Origin of the sequence: Listeria weihenstephanensis (assembly GCF_003534205.1) — a bacterium.
GTDB lineage: Bacteria > Bacillota > Bacilli > Lactobacillales > Listeriaceae > Listeria_A > Listeria_A weihenstephanensis.
In genome coordinates, this window is the sequence record NZ_CP011102.1 from 3,296,917 (window position 1) to 3,316,374 (window position 19,458).

Here is a 19,458-nt window from a genome sequence, read left to right on the forward strand (position 1 = left end):
CTAATTTTGCAGGGATTTTTTGTAGTAAATTTCCAAATATCTATCCGCACACAAATGAGAAAACAAAACCTTAATTGATAAAATAAAAAGTATTATAAAAAACTAATAATAAATACCGAATCAAATTTGTTGATGTAAAGCGGTTTAAGCAGACTCGATTTATTTATATCGAATTCAAAACAATAAACATTATAAATAACTGTTGACATTCCCTCCAATTAAGTTGATAATTTTAAGTGTGCTGTTTCACATAGCAAAAGAATCTAAGGAGGAATTATATATGTCATTAATCGGTAAAGAAATAGAAGAGTTTAATGCAAAAGCTTTCCATCAAGGTGAATTTATTGATGTTTCATCGGAGAATTTTAAAGGAAAATGGAGCGTAGTTTGTTTTTATCCAGCTGATTTCACGTTCGTTTGTCCAACTGAATTAGAGGATTTACAAGACCAATATAAGACATTACAAGACCTAGACGTAGAAGTTTACTCTGTTTCTACAGACACGCACTTCACACATAAAGCATGGCACGATTCTTCCGACGCAATCGGCAAAATCGAATATATCATGATCGGCGACCCTACGCATAAAATCTCACGTATTTTCGACGTGTTGGACGAAGAAGAAGGTTTGGCAAATCGCGGAACATTTATCATCGATCCAAACGGCGTTGTCCAAACAATTGAAATTAACGCAGATGGTATTGGTCGCGACGCCAGTACTTTAGTTGATAAAATTCGCGCTGCACAATACGTACGAAACAATCCAGGCGAAGTTTGTCCCGCAAAATGGAAAGAAGGCGCAGATACACTGAAACCAAGCCTAGACCTAGTAGGTAAAATTTAAAAATGGCATTAGATAAAGAAATCAAAGACCAACTCGCGGGCTATCTGGATTTACTGGAACAAAATATTGTTTTAAAAGTAAGCGTCGCAACAGATGAAAACTCGCAAAAATTACTCGAATTCGTCACAGAAATCGCGGATATGTCTCCAAAAATCCGTTTAGAACGCGGCTCACTTCCAAGAACACCAAGCTTTAGTGTCGAACGTGAAGATACCGACTTTGGAATTGTATTCGCCGGGATTCCGCTTGGACATGAATTTACTTCACTTATCTTAGCATTACTACAAGTAAGTGGCCGTCCACCGAAAATCAGTGATGAAGTCGCAGCCCAAATTAAAAAAATCAACGCGCCACATCATTTTGAATCTTACGTAAGTTTGACGTGCCACAACTGCCCTGATATCGTACAGGCGCTCAATATCATGAGTGTACTGAACCCGAATATCTCACATACAATGATCGAAGGCAGCATGTTTAAAGAGGAAGTAGAAGCTAAAAATATCATGGCTGTACCGACTATTTTTGAGAATGGCTCCCTATTTGGGAGTGGCCGCATGACTATCGAGCAAATCCTCACAAACATCATAGGCGAAGCAGATGCCTCTGAATTTGAAGATAAAGAACCGTTCGACGTCCTCGTTATTGGTGGCGGTCCAGCAGGTGCCAGTGCCGCGATTTATGCCGCGCGTAAAGGGATTCGAACTGGAATCGTAGCCGATACATTCGGTGGTCAAGTTTTAGAAACGTTAAGCATCGAGAACGTGATCGGCACAAAATATACAGAAGGTCCAAAACTGATTGCGCAGATTGAAGAACACGTGAACGAATACGGCGTTGATGTGATGAAACAAGTACGCGCCAAAAGCATTCAGAAGAATGAAAACGTGGAAGTAACGCTCGAAAATGGCGCTATTTTAACGACTAAAACAGCAATTATCTCGACTGGTGCAAGATGGCGTAACGTTGGCGTTCCTGGTGAACAGGAGTTCAAAAATAAAGGCGTTGCATATTGTCCACATTGTGATGGTCCACTTTTTGAAGGGAAGAATGTCGCTGTTGTCGGCGGTGGAAACTCTGGCATTGAGGCGGCGATCGATCTCGCTGGTACCGTGAAGCATGTCACTGTACTCGAATTTATGCCGGAATTAAAAGCCGACGAAGTTTTGCAGAAACGTCTTTATTCCTTACCAAATGTCACTGTTTTGAAAAACGTACAAACGAAGGAAATTACAGGACAGGATAAAGTCGATGGCATCACATATGTGAACCGCGAAACAAGCGAAGAAGTCCATGTGGATGTAGAGGGAGTCTTCATCTTGATTGGCCTCGCGCCGAACACGGAATGGCTTGGAGACGATATCGAGCGTAATAAAATGGGCGAGATTATAACGAACAAACACGGCGAGACAAGCGTTCCCGGTGTATTCGCAGCTGGGGATTGCACAGACAGCGCCTATAAACAAATCATTATTTCGATGGGCTCTGGCGCTACCGCAGCACTCGGCGCATTTGATTACATGATTCGTAACTAGAATATTAATACACGAAAAGAGACACGTGAAACCTACCGCTACAAATAGGTTTCACGTGCCTCTTCTTATTTTAAAATCTTAATCTTCCCGCGAATGCCGCCGCCATACATACACTATTCCTAGCAAGATAACCACGCTCACCCCAATAATATACCATATCGTATCATTCGACTCAGTTAACGTTGCAGTATCGTTCAATTTCGTTGCTACCTCGCTTGTTATCTCAAAAGGTTCCTCCCATTTCCAACTTCGATTATCCGATGCCATCACCATCTTCAAGCGATATTTCCCTGGCTGGAACCTCTGATTATTCCAATTAATACTGAAATCAAAGTTAGAATTCGGCGCCATGCGTAATCCATACTCTTTCGTCTCATAAAGTAACTTTTCGCTACCTTCTCGGTACACGTGCGCATCCACTGCTAAATTTGGTAAAATCATCGGTTTCGGATTCTGTAAATTGACTTTCAACACGTTGCGATGGTTATCCTGGGCCAGTTTGATCCCATTCAATTTCATATCCGCTTTCACTTCCGCGCTGTTCTCAGAAATAATCACACCTACGATATAATCACGCTTTATTTGAGTATCCTTTTCAGAAATATGAATTCCACCTAGAATCACACCACTAAATGGCTTGCTAGGCGTCGTTACTTTCACTTTCAACGTCTTGCTTTGCCTGGCTGGAATCGTTACTTCTTTCGGAAGCTCTGCCATTTCCGAGAAGGGATATCTCAATGTCTCATCCTTTTTTATCGCGGTATTATCATAATCAACCAAGCCTTTATTATTCGTTGTCGCCGTGCGCGCGCTCGTTTCTACCGTTAGCGGATCGTCCCGCCCATTTGACAGCAAAACTTCAAGTACCTGCACCTGCCCTGGTTCCACCCGTAAATCAAAATACGTTTTTGACTTATCAATCTGGTTATCAGGAATAATTGCCGACACGGAGAAATTCGTTTTTACCGCCTGCACTATTTCCGTATGTATAAAAGTAGCTCCAAATATCACACTAGTAACTATCATTAGTAGCACACTTTTTTTCATCGTTTACACCACCTATATTTGATCTCTATCCACAAAAATGGGCAATGCTCTTTTCAAATAAGCAGCATTGCCCAAGATCGAACTTTTAAAATTTTATCATCATGGCGTATCGTTGATTGTCCATGTTAGCGTCGAGGTATACGTTTCACCAGCAACTTTTTTAGCTTCCGCTGGCACGTGTAATTTCACGCTTTTATTTGTATCTGTGTTACTCGTTCCTGAGACAGTTCCGAATGAATTTACCCAAGTTCCCATCCCTTTATCAGCTTCTGCGCTAACAAGAATTCCTGGCGTCGTGCCCACTACTACTTCTGGCGTCACAGTTCCTGGCGTTAAGGTTGGGGCCATCGATGAGCTTAGTTTAGCATCCGACAAAGTCAGTGTCGCACCTGTTAATTCTGCACCTGTACTGTTTTCAAAAGCAGTTCCAGATACCGTTAAATTCCACCCAGCATTGGAGCCTCGGTTATCCGTCACTTGTACATAGTGTGGCACATATTTTTTAGCGCCTACGGGAGCACCACTATCATCGATTGGTTGTAGCTCTGTGAATAATGCATAATAATCTTTCGCCGCCCCAGAAATCGTTTGTTCCCCAAAATTTATTTGAGAGGCAAAATCGATGCGCAATGGTCCAGTCGATGGATTTACTGGATCAGTTGGCGTTACTGGTTTCCCCGGATCAGTTGGGTCGGTTGGCGTCGTCGTTCCAGTATCATCCGCTTGGAACAATACCTTCGCATCAGATGACGTATCGTTGTCCGCGGCGAATGCAGTTAGACCTGTGATGGATAGAGATGCTACCATTACCGTGCTTAAAGTTGCTACTTTTAAAAGTTTCATGTTTAAAATTCCCCCTTTGAATTTGTTGAAGATATTATACGGCACCCCTTGCCGATTTAGCGCCTCAATATGCATGTAAACAGAGTGAAAATGTAATCCATCAGTGGCTCTTAAGCCACTGAGTTTGGTATTTTGAAAGGCTGGTGTCTCAATGAATTGGTGTTGATTGGGATTACGGCACTTTCAGGTCTAGCTTCTGAAGCCAACTCCTCGTAAACTTCACGCCCTCCACAAAAACCAAAATCGGGTTTTTACTGCGGCCGCTCCAGTTTTTTTCGGAGCTGAGCGGGCTTCTTACGCTTTTCGTGGGATCTAGCTTCTGAAGCCAACTCCTCGTAAACTTCACGCCCTCCACAAAAACCAAGATCGGGTTTTTACTGCGGCCGCTCCAGTTTTTTTCGGAGCTGAGCGGGCTTCTTACGCTTTTCGTGGGATCCAGCTTCAACGGCCAGTCCCTCGAAATTTTCGGTGCCTCCGCAAAAGTCGAAAGTGGACTTTTACTGCGCCCCCTAACAAATTTTTTCGGGTCTAACGGGCCGTTTCTGCTCTTTGTAGGATCCAGCTTCAACGGCCAGCCCCTCGAAATTTTCGGTGCCTCCGCAAAAGTCGAAAGCGGACTTTTACTGCGCCACCTAACAAATTTTTTCGGGTCTAACGGGCCGTTTCTGCTTTTCTATTAGTCCGGTGTATCTGTCAACGTCCATGTCAATGTCGACACGTATTTGCTGCTTGCTACTTTCTTCGTTTCTCCTGGGATTGCTAGTGTTACGCTATCATTTTCAGAGTCTGCATCTTGGCCTGTTACTGTTCCGAATGTGTTTGTCCATACGCCCATCCCTGTGTCTTCTGGTGCGTTGATCACATCTTGGTTTACGCTATTGCCAGATAGGGTTACGGCTGCGAAATTAGCTGGTCTTGCTGTATTTGTCGAGTTCAATCTTGCGTCTTTAAATGACAGGACTGCACCTGTTAATTCGTTCGCGCCTGCTACAAATTGGTCGTTGCTCACTTGTAATTTCCAACCTGCGTTTGAACCGCGGTTATCTGTCACTTGTACGTACGATGGGACATATTTCTTCGTAACGCCATCGCTTGTTAAAACTTCATCATATTTTGCTTTGTAGGTCGTATCGCTACCTGAGATTACTTGTTCACCAAAATGAACATTCGAAATGTAATCAATACGTAGTGGACCTGTTGTTGGTGTTGGTTTATCTGGATCGGTCGGTGTTACCGGTTTACCTGGATCTGTCGGATCGGTTGGTGTTGTTGGCGTTGTTCCATCATCTTGCTTGAACGTAATGTCCCCTTTTGAAGTTGTCGATCCTACTTCTGCTGCCAGTGTTGGTGCCGTGTAAGTAAGTGTTCCCCCAAGTACTACAATCCCTGCTAATGCTAATTTCCCTAATTTATTCATTGTTTTAATCTCCTTTTAATTTGAATTTGTTGAAGCTTTTATTAGTGAACATGTCATCCGCTTTTTAATCTGGGACATCCCCTAATGTCCAAGTCAGCGTCGTCTTATACAGTCCTTCTACTTTCGGTACTTCACCTGGTACATCAAGTGTTATACTTCGTTTTCCGATTGCTGCGCTCGCCCCGTACAGGTGAACCCAAGTCCCCATGCCTTGGTTTTCAGCTGCTGAAATAGCTTCGGACGCGTTTGCACCAGTGGAATCCAGTGTGATAGCTTTCATCCTCGGCTTGTTTAGGGAGCCAACTTTGACGCTATCTGCTTTTGGATTGTTAAATTTTAAAATCGCGCCTTTTAAAGTATGCGTTCCATTTTTAAAAGGGCTATCTTGCTTAACTGTTAATTTCCAACCTGCGTTATTTCCGCGATCATCTGTGATCTGAATATAGTTCGGTACGGCTTTTATTACACCAGTAGAGTTAATCTTAATATGATCGCTATCGGCATAATACGTGATATCATTTCCGCTTATTTTTTGCTTGCCAAAATGGATATTCGAAATGTAGTCAATACTTAACGGGCCTGGCGTTGGTGGGTTGACGTCTGGATCGGTTGGCGTTATTTCATGCCCACCACCTGGTAACGTCGGATCAACTGGTTTGTGAATCGTTGTACCACGCTCTAAAATAATATCTCCCTTTGACGTGGTACTTGCCGCAAAACTCGGCTGGATCGCTATTCCCAATGTCCCGATTGACACAATAGTTATGCAACAGGCCAATTGGATGCCCTTTTTCATGGCGTCACTCCTTTCATGTTTCCCTTTTTCTATTAAATTGGTGAATCTAATAACTCCCAGATTAATGTGGTGCTGTAATTGCCTTCATATTTCTTTGTTTCTCCAGGAACAGTGAGCTTAATGCTACTCTTCCCTTCATTTACGTCGCCACCAAACATACTTACCCATGTTCCAGTTCCTTGGTCCGCCTTCGCAAACATCACTTGGGAGGATTCCCCGCTCACTGGATTAAGTTCGATATTTTTATTAACAATCGGTTCATTCCCATGGGACGGTGAAGCGAGCTTTGTATTTAAAAGGGTCAATTGAGCACCTTCTAAAACATGATTACCATTCTTTAGTTGGCTGGCTTGTTTTACATTGAGTTGCCAACCTCCGTTATTGCCTCTATCATCCGTCACTTGTACATAGTTCGGCACTTCCAGTTGCTTGCCATCTTCAAGTTGGATGACTTGCTCTAAATTAGCGTAGAAAGTGACATCTTTATCGGCTATTTTATGTTTGCCAAACTGAATACTCGAGGCATAGTCAATGCTAAGCGGCCCCGGCGTTCCCGGTTTTCCTGGTTTCACAGGTTTTACCGGTTTCGTTGGATCAACAGGATTGACTGGGGGCACAATTTCGACCTTCCCTTCCAAAATCATATCCGCCTTAGATTTATAGGCAGCAGCTAACGTTTCGCCACTGTACATCCCAAAACTAGCCAACACAAGCGGGACGACTAACACCCATTTTAATTTGCTATACATGTGTCCGCCCCCTTTTTGCCTTCCGAAACAGTAGATAGATTCCCAAAAGAACAAATCCTGCACCAAAAATAATTGGACTCACACTAGCGGTATCTCCTGTTTCGGGCAACGCACCGGTACCGTTATTTTGGCCCGTATCTGTGCCACCTGATGGCGTATTTGTATCCGTTGGAGTAGGCGTTTCACCACCACTATTTGTATTATCACCTGGCTTGTTGGTAGTCGGTTCATATCCTTCAAAAGTGAGTCCGACATCTGACTCATAACTTGCGGCCAGAACAGGTTGGTTAACAAATAGGAAAGCACCAAACGCTGTAATGACAAGAAGCATCATAATTTTTCGCATCGTTTTCCCCCCTTATCATGGTCCGTTTTCGAGTGTCCATTCAATTTGAGTGGTGTATTCCTTATTTGCTTTTACCGTACCTGGTTCGATGTCGAGTAAAATACTTTGAGCTTGGTTTGGGGCCATATCGATCACTTTAACACCTTCGATACCTGTCTTATCTTCGTAAACTGGTGTCGCTGTTGTATTTAAAGGAATATCCGTGATAGTACCGAGTTGATCTTTTTGGCGTACAATCAACGCATTTACCACTTCTTCACCATCTTGCGTTTGTAAATTTTGCGTCAATTTCGCCGATAACTTCCAATCTGAGATCACAGCGCGTGTGTCTTCTACCGTCACTTTCAAATCAGATTCTGGCTCAATAATTTTCTTTTTCGAACTAATTGTTGGTGTTCCAAACGAGATATCTTGTGTGATATCTTTAAACTCCAATGTTCCCGCTTTGACAGTCACGACCACCGTTTTTTCAAGGCCTTCTACGCTAACTTTCACGTTATACGTTCCAGGTGTCTTCGATAAACCACCTCTATCCGTTACCAGAACTTGCGATGTGATATCCTGACCACCTGGTACAGCCCAAGCCTTAACATTACCTTGCGTAAGAATCATTTGGTCTACAGCTGCTGGTGTTGTAGGGAAATCCTTACCGAAAACGAGAAAGTCTTGCGCTTGAAGCATCGCTTTATCGTTTGTTGTAATCGATGAATCCTTCACAAAAACTGGAATCGTAATCACGACCGCGTTATTCGCACGATCACGAACCTGAACCTCCGCTGTTGTATACCCAACTACCGAAACATCTGGTTGTTTTGTAATCGTATAGGTGATATTATCATCGCCATTTCCCCCGTTATCTTGCACATTTTGAACAAGCGATTTGGCATTTGTCGTGAACGTTTCTCCCACATTTACCACCTGTATTACCGGACTTGCCGTTGGTGGCGTGGTATCAGAGACAGTGACCGCGTTTGACGCAACACTTTCATTTCCCGCGGCATCCGTTGCTTTAGCAGTATATACAACATACGGAACTAACGGCTGACTTCCCGCTGGCACCGCGATACTATAAGCACCAAGCGCCGTAGCTTGACCAGATGCTAATAACACATTTCCTGGTCCATAAATTTTAACCGTGGAATTAGCTTCTGCGGTTCCTGAAATGGTTGTATCTTTGTCTTTTATCGCATTTAAAACTGGTGCATCAGGCGGTGTCCCATCTTTTACGACCTTGGTTGCTGCGGCATTTTTCCCATTTAGATAAGCCGTTGCAGTGATCGATTCACCTGTCGTGAAATATTTATTCGCAGGTAATGAATAAGTGAAATTCCCAGAAGCATCCGCTTTTACATGATAAAGTGTTGCATCATTAATACTCTGAGCAGGAACAGTTCCCGCTGGAATCACCGTCGAGCCGCTAAAAATTACCCAAGCGCCCGGATTCGTAACACCGGTAATCACGTGACTGTCGTTTTGCGTTTTGTTATCCGTCAAATCATTCATTATGACCGCAACATCTGGAATGTACTCAAACAAGACACGTTTGAAATTCTGCGTTCTGAAATTCGCTCTAAAATCATCTTGAACAGCTGCTGTCAAAGAACTACCCGCTGCTGTCGTAACGTTATCACCGTTGTAGCTAATACTCATGCCATACATCGGATTCCATTCTTTCGTAGCACCCGTGTTCCCAGTCGATCCCACCGTATTCCAGGCCAGTACCCGCTGAACATCGACATTCAGTTTCCCAGTATTACCATACATATAAATGAGGCGGCTGAGAGCATTCGTATTATTTAGATTCAAATCAACACTCGCCGCATCCGCAAATTGGAACGTGGCATTGAGACCGATATAAATTAATTGTTTATTACCCGTTCCATCACTATACACATTAAAAGTTGCTTTTTTACCAATAACGAATTTACTGTTATTCCCTGCATTAACGATATTTGTTACCGAGTTTCCTGTATTTTCTGATCGCACCGTCAATTTCGCATCATTCTGAACAGTTATACTAGCACCATCACCAAGGTAAATACCATGCCTAGATGGCGTCAATACACCTTTTGTATTAATATTTAGCTCTCCGCCAGATTCCACTAATATTTTACTACTAGCACCATCCGCACGTATTCCACCACGACCACTCGCGGAATCCGTATTAATATTAAACTTCCCGCCATCATGGATACTGATATTCCCTTGTGTTGCAACGGTCGCATAAATCGAGTTCCCCTCACCGATATTTCCATAAGACGTAACATCGATAATTGCATTTTTAGCAACATCTACATTCCCACCAGCATAAAGTAGAAACGCCCCAGCATCGAGTGTATTCCCAATATAATGCGAACCTTCTAAAAAGTTCATATTCGTAGCTTCAAAATTCACTTGATTACTCGCTAAAGTAGGTACTGTAATCCCTTGAGAATTCACATAACTCGCGACCATTCGACACTCTACACGTCCAGCAATATCAATATCTGCCTCATAAGAAGCGGTGATTTGAGCACCAGTATAGGTCACATTTTCATATCTTATTTTCCCATAACCGCGTACCCCAGTAAGTCTGATAGGTCCATAATAATTTCGTCCGAATATTTTAATATCTTTAATTGTCAGATTCATCGGAGCAGCCTGACTTATAGCGAAGTAAGCGCTAAGACCCGCAAAATCTACCGTATGATTATTCCCGTTTATCACAAGATTCGGTCTAGTTGTAAACCATTGATTAATTTCGTTCCCATTAGCATTAACCATGAAATCCTGCGTTATATTAATGACTGAAATATCCTTGTTGTTAAGCGCTGCTCGTAAAGTCGTATCATCAAAAACATCCATTTCACCTGCTGCTCTCGCTGCCCGACCAGTTGCTTTTTGCTCCGATTCCGCCTTAGTTTCTTCTTCAATAGGCGCTACAACTGGATTAGCATCTTTCTTAGGTGCCACAACTTCTTGCGCATCCTCGGCATCTTTCTTCTCGTCAGCCACACCTGTTATCACTAACTCATTGGAGAGGTAAGTTTGTTCGTCCATCACCTTATTTGCAATAACATGGAATTCACCCGAACTACTCACTTGTAAAACAATTTTCCCCGAGTATAGCGGCTTATCACCAGTTTGCTCTACTTTCACGAGCCGCTCTTTCTCATCAAATGTGAAAACGTCCACTCCATCATTCTCAGCAATCGTCTTCTCCTCATCAAAAGTTAGACCCTCTGGAATAACAAAATTGAGCGCACTACTACCTTCCTCGTTATCCATATCTCCAGATTTATCGTCAAAATTAATAACAACAGATTGATCCAATTGCACTTCGGTCAAATCCGTTGTTATCTCAATGTAAGTATTCTCTTTTGACTGGTTGGAAAGAATGGCGCCCAAACTTTCTAGCGGGCCGAGTGTGATAAGTCCCACGACAAGAAACACAATTAACGTCCTTACGATATGTGTTTTCCCCTTCATAGACAGCTGTCCCCCTTTTTTCATAATAAGATTATTTTTTCAGTACTTTATAAAAAAATAATAATTTAATTCAATATTCCCCGATTCATACATAGTCAAACCCAATTTATAATATATTTTTTCCGTTTTTCACAATCTCTCGTTCACAACTTTATAATACCACATTTGTAATAAAATTCACCCTTTTTGCTCGAAAATGATATTTTTTTCTCTTTTCCAGACAAAAATTAGACACAAAAATGATAAAAAAACATCTTATAATTCACATACTGCATTTGACAAAAAGAGTCTTTCGTGATAAGAAGAAAACGATATAATTATAAAGTACACTATTTTCTAAAAACTATGTGAATTTACATACCCCTATATATAAGTGCTTTTTTATAATTAAATCGAATATTAAATTATTTTATATCTTAATAACAAAACTAACATATCTTGAATTCTGCTAATATATCACCCCTATTTTCCCACATCAAATTTATTTCAAAAAAATTAGGAGCCTATTTCCCTATCAGATTTTTCCCTGATAGAAAAATATAGACTCCCATTCACAATTTCTTATTTCCACTCACGCGCTAAGAATTCTTCGCTATCGGGATCGGATCCTGTACGTTTGTCTTCATTCAGCGCATCAATCTGCTCCATATCCGCAGCACTCAAATCAAAATCAAATAAATCAATATTGCTACGAATCCGTTCTGGTGTCACAGATTTAGGAATAATCACCGATCCATTATTCAAATGCCAACGCAAAATCACCTGCGCAACCGTCAAATCTCGAGCCTCCGCAATTGATTTCAATACAGGATTATTCAGCAACTCCCCACCTTTCGCGAGTGGCGACCAAGCTTCATGCACAATATCCTGACTTTCTAAATAAGATCTCAACGGTTTTTGCGATAATAGCGGGTGCATTTCGATCTGATCAATCACTGGTTTTTCATTCGCCGTCGTAAACAAATTTTCTAAATGATGTTGATGAAAATTACTCACACCAATCGATTTCACCAATCCCTCATTATACAATCGCTCCATTGCACGCCAAGAATCCTTATAACTTCCCACTGGCCAATGAATCAAATACAAATCTAGATAATCCAGTTGCAATTTTTTCATAGAAGTTTCAAAAGCACGCAACGTCTCATCATAACCATGATCCGCGTTCCACAGCTTCGTCGTAATCGTTAATGTTTCACGTGGGACATCGACTTCCCGAATCGCGCGCCCAACAAACTCCTCATTCTCATAGACCTTCGCCGTATCAATCGCCCGGTACCCAGCATCCACAGCAATCTGAATCGCCTCAACAGCTTCCCGCTCATCCGCCATTTTCCAAACCCCAAGCCCAACAAGCGGAATCTCCTGTCCATTATGAAACCCCTTCGTATCCGCACTTCTCAACTCCATATCAAAAACTCCTTCCACACTAACATTCCCCTCCAGTATAGACCTCCTCTCCCTATATTCCAACTAATAAACACAAAAAGAAGCAGGAGGCCATGTTCTCCTCCCACTTCTCTATAAATCACCAATCACGATCCCCCGCAAAACTGGAGCGGGACGACAAAGACGAGTACATGCACGGAATGTACGACATTGACAAAACTATTTTAGTAGGTAAATTTTCTATATAAAATCGTTCATCTCGCCATACCTCGTAAACATTTTACACCAAGAACAATAAATATTAAGCCTGGGCCTACCCAAACCAAAGGATATCGATAACATAAAATAAAACCAATCATACCAATAATTATAAATATTGTTCCAGTCAATTTGACATTTGCTTCTAAAGAAAACACATTTTTGAGCACGATTCCAGATAAAATCAGCATTATTAAGCTAACAATAATTCTGCCTACCAGAAAAAAACCACTTGCTTCCCCAACGAACCAAACGATTAAAGTAATTATTAAAAATATACTTGATATCAAAATGCCAAAAATACTTCCTATTGTCCCTAATGCGCTTTCCGCAGATCTATTTATTATAATTCTTCCTTTCTCTTTACGTTTCTTTAATAACTTAAACAACGTAATTGATGACTATCGATATAACACACACATTTGTTTTTCAGTCTGCTTCCATTCTAACACGCTATTATTAAAACATAATCATCCAAAAATTTATTTATTTTCATTTTACGACTATTTTTCACACTTTTGTCATTATTAATTAGGATTTTATGTAGTCTGGTGCAATTAACTCTTACTCGAAAAAGCCATAAACCGGCATTTAATATAAAAACTCCATTCCATCAGCGAACTACAAACAAATTATAGAGCGAATATCGACATGTAATGAAACAAAACTCAAAAAAGCAGGAGAGTCAAATTCCCTCTCCCACTTCTCTATAAATCACCAATCACGATCCCCCGCAAAACTGGAGCGGGACGACAAATGCTTAATTTCTAGGCAAAAGCGAGTACCGAAGCGGAGCGTACGACTGTACGTGAGCATCGGAACGGAGCTTTTAACGACGAAAGTGAGCGTTTGTCGTCACGCGACAAGCTCCCAAGGGCCCCATTGTTCAGCCCCTGGCACATCACCTTGTGTCCACCATTTTGCTTTATACGTATGACCATTGTAAGTTACTTGATCATTTTGATTGTAAACCGCTGTAGAACTCCACGTACCTGTTCCAACTGGCGGTGTTACTGTACCAGCTTTTGTTGTTACGGAAAGCGTCGCGCTTGTTGGCGAAACGTTGCCCGCTGCGTCATACGCTTTTACAGTATACGAATAAGCTGTTGAAGCTGTAAGTCCTGTGTCTGTATAAGTTGTTCCAGAAACAGTCGCCACTTCTGTACCATTGCGATACACTTTGTAACCTGCTACGCCTACATTATCCGTTGCGGCTGTCCAACTTAATGGAACCGCCACATCTGTCACGTTCGCTGCTACTGTTGCTAAATTCGTTGGAGCTGTTGGTGCTACTGTATCGCTAGGATCAGGAACAACCGCGCCTCCACCAAAAATAACTTGTTTGCCAAGCTCTGTACCTGTTTTAGACATGCGTTGTGTTAGAGAAATATTCGCAATGTTGCTCACGTTTACAGACGTTAGGTTCGATTTCAAACGGAATGTATACGTTGCGCCTTGCGGAATTTCTTGTCCATCGAAAACGGACGCTAAATCGACGGTTGTGTAGCCATTTGCTGTAGCTACTGTGCCTGCTTTATAATCCCCTGATGTCAATGTTTCGCCAGCTTTGACAGGAATATAAAACTTCGGTAGTTTCACAGTTTCTGCTGCAAATTCAGTTGCTTTTAGAACTTCATTTGTTTCGTTTGCTACTTCTTTATTTTTGATTGTGATTTCATAACCAACGCCATTTTCGCTGTACGGCGCTACTGTTGCTTCAACGTTTAAGTTGGAATAGATGATTGGGTTAGCAGCAAGTGCCGCTGAGCCGAATAATCCTTGTTTAATTGTTTTTGTTAACTCATCACGTTTTGTCGAGGTTGTTTCTTTATCTTGGGACTGCATCCACGAAATCATACCGCCAAGATTATTATCCTTCACATATTTCGCTTTTTCTGCAATAGAACGGACATTGTCATACGTGTAGAATTCGCCAGTTGTTTTACTGTACAAGTATGGCGCTTTTGCCACGTCATCCCAATACTCGACTAGCGTTGGCGATTTAGCTTTCAAAGCATCGATGCTCTTATACGCCCAAACTCCACCTGCACGACCACCGTCACCAGTAGCTAATGCTTTTTCATTTGGCGCGCCATATGTTGCACCGAGATCAGCATCTTTGTTATTTTTTTCTGCGGCTTGGAAAAGTCCTGGTTGCGTTGTGCTCGTGCCTGCTGCAACCTTGTTCCATCCACGTGTATAGAATGCCGCGCCGACAACGATTTTATTCGATGCTGCACCTTTACTCTTCAGATATTTCACAGTTTGATCGACAGAGAATCCATCGTTATAATTAGGATCTGCTGGATTGCCGTAAAGCGCTGTGTGATGCGCACTATTTGGAGTCCAAGCCCCGTTCATATCGTATGTCATGATATTCGCAAAATCAACAATATTGAAAAGTTTCTCTACGTCCACACCGTTTGCAAGTGTGCTTTGAGCTGCTGGCAACGCTACGGTTAACTCATATTTTTTCTTCACATCTACGCCTTGCTTATCTAAAGCAGTACGCAAATCTTGAAGTAACGTAATATAGTTTTGTTTATCCGCAGGTTTGGCATTCGGAGTTCCTTCATCGTTCTTGTTATCCACTAAGTCAGCGGCACGAACCGATGCTGGGTACTCCCAATCTAGATCCACGAAATCCATATTTGTATATTTGATAAATTTCATAACATTGCTTACAAAATTAGCACGCGCTGTAGCATTTTCTCCAATTGCAGAGAAGTCACCAGATTTCGACCAACCACCAATAGAAACACCAATCTTCATATTAGGGTTTTTCGCTCTTAAATCTTGTAACGCGTTTAAAATACCCGCATTTGCTCCGCCCCATTGAACTCCATCTTGTCCAACCGGTGCGCCAACTGCCGCATCTTTATCAGTGAATTTCAAGTTTCCACTACTATCGAAATCAAGAAACGCAAAGTTTAGATGTGTCAATTGCTCTGCTGGTATATCTTTCGGATAAAACTGACCTTCCCCGCCCCAAATGGACCAATCTCCATAATACATAACATTTCTAGTTTCCGTTGTGCTGGCGGCTTTAGCTTTGACAGAAGAATTCCCTACATTACCTAGAACGGATGATGCAAATAACGAAACGACTAACAACAACACTGAGACTACACTAATTACCCTCTTTGTTACCTTTTTCATTTCTTCACCTCTTCATAATTTTTACGTTCTGCTTGCGGTAAGTTTACTTTCTCTGCTTTTCAAAACCCAGAATTTCAAAAATCCCCCGTTAGATCCCCCTCTTATTGTGTACTAAATCCTGGATACTTATGTAAGTTGCAAGTATCGTGCCAAGAAGAAAGCGTTAACAATGCGGTTCAAAAAGAAATATATGTTACACACACCACTTACACTGTCTGGATTTATTTTACACAGGTTGGATTATTATTGTAATTATTACCTTGTAAAGTGATAGAAATTTAACTAATTTGCTCCGAAAAATTATATTTCCTTTCAAAAAAGAAGACTCCACCATGAATCTGGAGAATCTTCTTATGTATTAATATTTACTACTATTGGCCATTCTGGTTTCTCCCATGTTATAAACTGGATTAACCTCCTCTTGCCAGCCGTCCCATTCCGCCAAAATCCAGCCTTTGCTATCAAGAATTTTTCCTACAGCCATCATTTTTTTTCGCATTCCACATAGATACTCCCTCGTGCACCCAAGGTATTGCGCTATTTCTTGATGTGTTAGTATGGAAGGAATTTCGCAAGTATTGTCTTTTGTCACGGTGCCTATTTCTTCACCGGCTTGATGCAATAAAATGATTAGCCTCCGTTCCAATGATTCTAAAAAACCATCCATGCGACGAACTACGGCGAGCATTCTTTCTTGTAGTACAAGCTCTCGTCGACCTTGTACTGATCCAATGCCATCATTTTGAATAAGCATAAGTTGAACCTGAGACCTGGCCTCATAACGAAAAATACTATTATCTGTCGCAATAAAATCCCCCGTACTCATAAAATTGATAAGTTGTCTGCTTAGTCTGCAAATGAGATATCCCGACAAAACAATATAATCCCCTTGTTCTCTCAAAACATCCCCCTTCTTTAACGTTACAATAGTAGGTTTTTCCACTATATACCCTCCTCAAAATCATCTTCATTAGCTACTTCTTTAGATAACGACATCATGTATAACACCGCCATCATCACACTAACAATACTCCCAGATACTAATAACGTATCCACTGGACTTGTACATAAAGCATATAAAAACGGAAAAACAACCATTAATTTAATTTTGAAATCTCCGCTTGTAGATCGTATAATCGCAAAAACAGTTACAATAAATAGTACGATTAAAATTATAACGCCAAGTAGACCAGTCTCACCAATAATCATCGCCCAATATGAATCTGTGATGAATGATGGATTAATGCTAGACAATCCCCACACACGCGATATCTGATATTCCCAATAAAGCGGTGAATAATGAAGGCGTGAGGCGTTCGATCCGAACATACCAAGTCCCGCTCCAAATGGCGCATGCTTCTCAGCAATCTCAACAGATGTTCGTAATAACACACCACGTGCCTCCATATTACCCGCTCCAAATTGATCCGCAATTCGCTCCCAGCTAAACCATGTAAGAAATCCCCCAAGTAAGACATATACATAAGCTGGTAAACGTTTGATGTATGGAAATAATAGCAGTAATAGAAACAAGCATACATAGATACCAATTGCTGTACTTCTTCCCGCCGTAAAAACTAAACCTAAGTTTAATAGAAGATAAACATATGGCAATCGCGTTTTTTGAATCAATGAGAAAAACACCATCAATACTGTAAATAAAAGCACGACCATACTAAAAGGCGCCGGATGGCCGAACCCATAGGCATACGTTGACATGCCGAAGCGAATATCGAAACCTGTCATAATCGGAAAAACTAAATTCAATACATAGGCCGCCGAACAAACGAGGCTAAAACTCCAAGCAATACGTTTCATCCACAGTATCGTGCTTTTAAATTTCGTGTTTTTCAGCAATATTCGCCCACAATAAAACATCAATAAAAACTTTGTCATACCGAAAAAAGTGTATACTTGCATCAAAATTGTATTATGCGCCCCGTTGAATAGATTAGGGATAAAAGCAATGAGGCCAAAAAGACTACATAATAAAAGCGTTACGATCGCCCAAACATCTAGTGATTTGACCTGTCCTTTTTCAAGAAAAAGTAGCTTGATAGCCGCCGCCACGATGAAGCCAAAGACAATAATTTCTGTAATGTAGCTTAGTGCAGGACTCATCGATTCCAATAAACTGGAGAATATCGCTAATAAAAAGAGAATCATAAACATCATCATGTGGGGTTCGCCACATCCTTTCTACCTATTCCGCTAGTTGCGTCGCGCGTCGAATAGCTAATTTTTTACGAATCACAAGACCTTGACAAACTAGAAGTCCCAGCGCAAACATACCTTGTATCCACCAATTCGGAAGGTCACACACTGATACATAAACACTTTGTAAGAAAAGTAGCAGGAAACTTAGCCAAAATAAGCTTTTAAATTCGATTTGTTTGAAAAAATGGGTTTGCTTCATGCGCAGTAACCAGGTGACAAGGAAGCCGACAAGCGTTGCAATGGAAGCGCCGATAATTCCGATGAATGGGATGAGTAAGAACGATAGACTAATATTGATAACGCCACCTTTTAACGTGGTCAGAACCAATTGTTTCGTCTTCTTCTCCGCCATATAGGATACTTCTAAAAAACTGGAAAAGCTGGATAGTGTCACGGCGATAAGCAGGAACGGGACAAATTGCCACACATTTTGGAAAGCGCTCGAAAATAAAACACTCGACATCGGTTGGACAATCAGTAAGATAATTCCTGTCGTGATAAAAAACAAACTGGAGAAAATCGTGAAAACTCCTGCAAAAAAGCCATCATTGCTTTTAATTTTATCCCCAATTGCCGTAATGCTCCATGCTTGGAAAAACACGGTATTTAGCATCGATAATAAGCTAGGGATTTTAGCAGCCACTGTGTAGAGCCCATTTGCTGCCACGCCGAGGAAAAAAGTTAAGATGTAGCGATCGGAGACCTGCATGACCCACCACAAAACCGCGTTGGGAATGAGAGGAAGAGAATAGATGAGCATCTTTTTAAGCAATTTTTTGTTGATAGCTCGAAAAGAAAAGAGGCGGTACAGTTTAGCCCCGAGGAAGAGAAGGACGGTGTTGAAGCCAAACGCGAGTAGATTCGCATATAAGTAACCAGCGACACCAAGATCCAGATATTTCAAAAATACGACGTTCGCAATGAGTAGTAGCAAGGACATCAGTAAACCCGAAACGGAATACAGAATCAATTTCCCATCCGCTCGCACTTGTTGTTGAAATAACGTGTTCCACAGCTGAACGAGCAGCAAAAGGAGAAATAGCCAATAGTAATTCTGGATCAGTGGGATATTTTTCAAAAGCGGTGTCAAGAGAAGGAGGACCAAACCTGCGATTAAAAGGATGGCGCACCCGGAACTAAACACCTGCTTTTTACTTGCTTTTTCCATTGTATAGCGAAACACACCGTCCGCGATGCTAAGCGTCACAATCGGAATTAAAATCGAGACGGTCATCATGATAACATCGGCTTGGCCGTATTCTGCTGGTGATAAGTAAAAAGTATAGAACGGAACGAGAAGAAAGATCATGAACTTGCTTCCCATACTACCCAGCCCAATGATGAATGTATTCCAACCTAGTTTTTTATAACGATGCATAATACCAGCCATTCC

At 41.5% G+C, this 19,458-nt stretch carries 15 protein-coding genes; 2 read left to right on the forward strand and 13 right to left on the reverse strand.

Going from position 1 to position 19,458, the window contains the following annotated elements; genetic code table 11:
• Positions 1 to 280 precede the first annotated feature (280 nt).
• Both ahpC and ahpF read left to right on the forward strand, forming a co-directional pair.
• Positions 281 to 844: an alkyl hydroperoxide reductase subunit C gene (gene ahpC, locus UE46_RS15745; RefSeq protein ID WP_118907768.1), complete on the forward strand. Its 564-nt coding sequence runs from the start codon at positions 281 to 283 to the stop codon at positions 842 to 844.
• A 2-nt stretch (positions 845 to 846) separates the two neighbouring features.
• The gene (ahpF, locus tag UE46_RS15750) at positions 847 to 2,376 is read left to right on the forward strand and encodes an alkyl hydroperoxide reductase subunit F (RefSeq protein ID WP_036061385.1); all 1,530 of its coding nucleotides are present in this window, start codon (positions 847 to 849) and stop codon (positions 2,374 to 2,376) included.
• 78 nt (positions 2,377 to 2,454) lie between these two features.
• Here ahpF and UE46_RS15755 read toward each other — a convergent pair whose 3' ends face one another.
• From UE46_RS15755 to UE46_RS15815, 13 genes are all read right to left on the reverse strand, one after another.
• Entirely contained in the window at positions 2,455 to 3,423 is a 969-nt protein-coding gene (locus UE46_RS15755; RefSeq protein WP_077912541.1) for a WxLIP family cell surface protein, read from the reverse strand.
• 99 nt (positions 3,424 to 3,522) lie between these two features.
• Positions 3,523 to 4,266: a WxL domain-containing protein gene (locus UE46_RS15760; RefSeq protein WP_185426651.1), complete on the reverse strand. Its 744-nt coding sequence runs from the start codon at positions 4,264 to 4,266 to the stop codon at positions 3,523 to 3,525.
• Between the two features lie 676 nt (positions 4,267 to 4,942).
• Positions 4,943 to 5,683: a WxL domain-containing protein gene (locus UE46_RS15765; protein ID WP_036061383.1), complete on the reverse strand. Its 741-nt coding sequence runs from the start codon at positions 5,681 to 5,683 to the stop codon at positions 4,943 to 4,945.
• Between the two features lie 64 nt (positions 5,684 to 5,747).
• Entirely contained in the window at positions 5,748 to 6,479 is a 732-nt protein-coding gene (locus UE46_RS15770; RefSeq protein WP_036061382.1) for a WxL domain-containing protein, read from the reverse strand.
• A 32-nt stretch (positions 6,480 to 6,511) separates the two neighbouring features.
• Entirely contained in the window at positions 6,512 to 7,228 is a 717-nt protein-coding gene (locus tag UE46_RS15775; RefSeq protein WP_036061381.1) for a WxL domain-containing protein, read from the reverse strand.
• A complete protein-coding gene (locus tag UE46_RS15780; RefSeq protein WP_036061380.1) occupies positions 7,221 to 7,574 on the reverse strand; it encodes an LPXTG cell wall anchor domain-containing protein in 354 nt (117 codons plus the stop codon). Before UE46_RS15780 ends, UE46_RS15775 begins: the two co-directional genes overlap by 8 nt.
• Positions 7,575 to 7,589: 15 nt before the next feature.
• Complete coding sequence (locus tag UE46_RS15785) at positions 7,590 to 11,042, reverse strand: pectate lyase-like adhesive domain-containing protein (RefSeq protein WP_051492966.1); 3,453 nt, start codon at positions 11,040 to 11,042, stop codon at positions 7,590 to 7,592.
• 561 nt (positions 11,043 to 11,603) lie between these two features.
• Positions 11,604 to 12,452 (reverse strand): aldo/keto reductase, encoded by an 849-nt coding sequence (locus UE46_RS15790; RefSeq protein WP_036061400.1) that lies wholly within the window; start codon positions 12,450 to 12,452, stop codon positions 11,604 to 11,606.
• A gap of 233 nt (positions 12,453 to 12,685) precedes the next feature.
• Positions 12,686 to 13,078 (reverse strand): hypothetical protein, encoded by a 393-nt coding sequence (locus tag UE46_RS15795; protein WP_143812898.1) that lies wholly within the window; start codon positions 13,076 to 13,078, stop codon positions 12,686 to 12,688.
• A gap of 466 nt (positions 13,079 to 13,544) precedes the next feature.
• On the reverse strand, positions 13,545 to 15,848 hold the full coding sequence (locus tag UE46_RS15800) for a glycosyl hydrolase family 18 protein (protein ID WP_036061378.1): 2,304 nt from the start codon (positions 15,846 to 15,848) through the stop codon (positions 13,545 to 13,547).
• Between the two features lie 358 nt (positions 15,849 to 16,206).
• A complete protein-coding gene (locus UE46_RS15805) occupies positions 16,207 to 16,791 on the reverse strand; it encodes a Crp/Fnr family transcriptional regulator (protein WP_118907770.1) in 585 nt (194 codons plus the stop codon).
• On the reverse strand, positions 16,791 to 18,026 hold the full coding sequence (locus tag UE46_RS15810) for a hypothetical protein (protein WP_036061376.1): 1,236 nt from the start codon (positions 18,024 to 18,026) through the stop codon (positions 16,791 to 16,793). The genes UE46_RS15805 and UE46_RS15810 overlap by 1 nt, the downstream gene beginning before the upstream one ends.
• A gap of 25 nt (positions 18,027 to 18,051) precedes the next feature.
• The gene (locus UE46_RS15815; RefSeq protein ID WP_051492965.1) at positions 18,052 to 19,443 is read right to left on the reverse strand and encodes a lipopolysaccharide biosynthesis protein; all 1,392 of its coding nucleotides are present in this window, start codon (positions 19,441 to 19,443) and stop codon (positions 18,052 to 18,054) included.
• Positions 19,444 to 19,458 lie beyond the last annotated feature (15 nt).

Coding starts and splice junctions, on each gene's coding strand:
- UE46_RS15810 (WP_036061376.1), bottom strand. CDS start 18,026: ATGATGATGTTTATGATTCTCTTTTTATTAGCGATATTCTCCAGTTTA.
- UE46_RS15790 (WP_036061400.1), bottom strand. CDS start 12,452: ATGGAGTTGAGAAGTGCGGATACGAAGGGGTTTCATAATGGACAGGAG.
- UE46_RS15770 (WP_036061382.1), bottom strand. CDS start 6,479: ATGAAAAAGGGCATCCAATTGGCCTGTTGCATAACTATTGTGTCAATC.
- UE46_RS15780 (WP_036061380.1), bottom strand. CDS start 7,574: ATGCGAAAAATTATGATGCTTCTTGTCATTACAGCGTTTGGTGCTTTC.
- UE46_RS15765 (WP_036061383.1), bottom strand. CDS start 5,683: ATGAATAAATTAGGGAAATTAGCATTAGCAGGGATTGTAGTACTTGGG.
- ahpC (WP_118907768.1), top strand. CDS start 281: ATGTCATTAATCGGTAAAGAAATAGAAGAGTTTAATGCAAAAGCTTTC.
- UE46_RS15785 (WP_051492966.1), bottom strand. CDS start 11,042: ATGAAGGGGAAAACACATATCGTAAGGACGTTAATTGTGTTTCTTGTC.
- UE46_RS15755 (WP_077912541.1), bottom strand. CDS start 3,423: ATGAAAAAAAGTGTGCTACTAATGATAGTTACTAGTGTGATATTTGGA.
- UE46_RS15815 (WP_051492965.1), bottom strand. CDS start 19,443: ATGCATCGTTATAAAAAACTAGGTTGGAATACATTCATCATTGGGCTG.
- UE46_RS15775 (WP_036061381.1), bottom strand. CDS start 7,228: ATGTATAGCAAATTAAAATGGGTGTTAGTCGTCCCGCTTGTGTTGGCT.
- UE46_RS15800 (WP_036061378.1), bottom strand. CDS start 15,848: ATGAAAAAGGTAACAAAGAGGGTAATTAGTGTAGTCTCAGTGTTGTTG.
- UE46_RS15760 (WP_185426651.1), bottom strand. CDS start 4,266: ATGAAACTTTTAAAAGTAGCAACTTTAAGCACGGTAATGGTAGCATCT.
- ahpF (WP_036061385.1), top strand. CDS start 847: ATGGCATTAGATAAAGAAATCAAAGACCAACTCGCGGGCTATCTGGAT.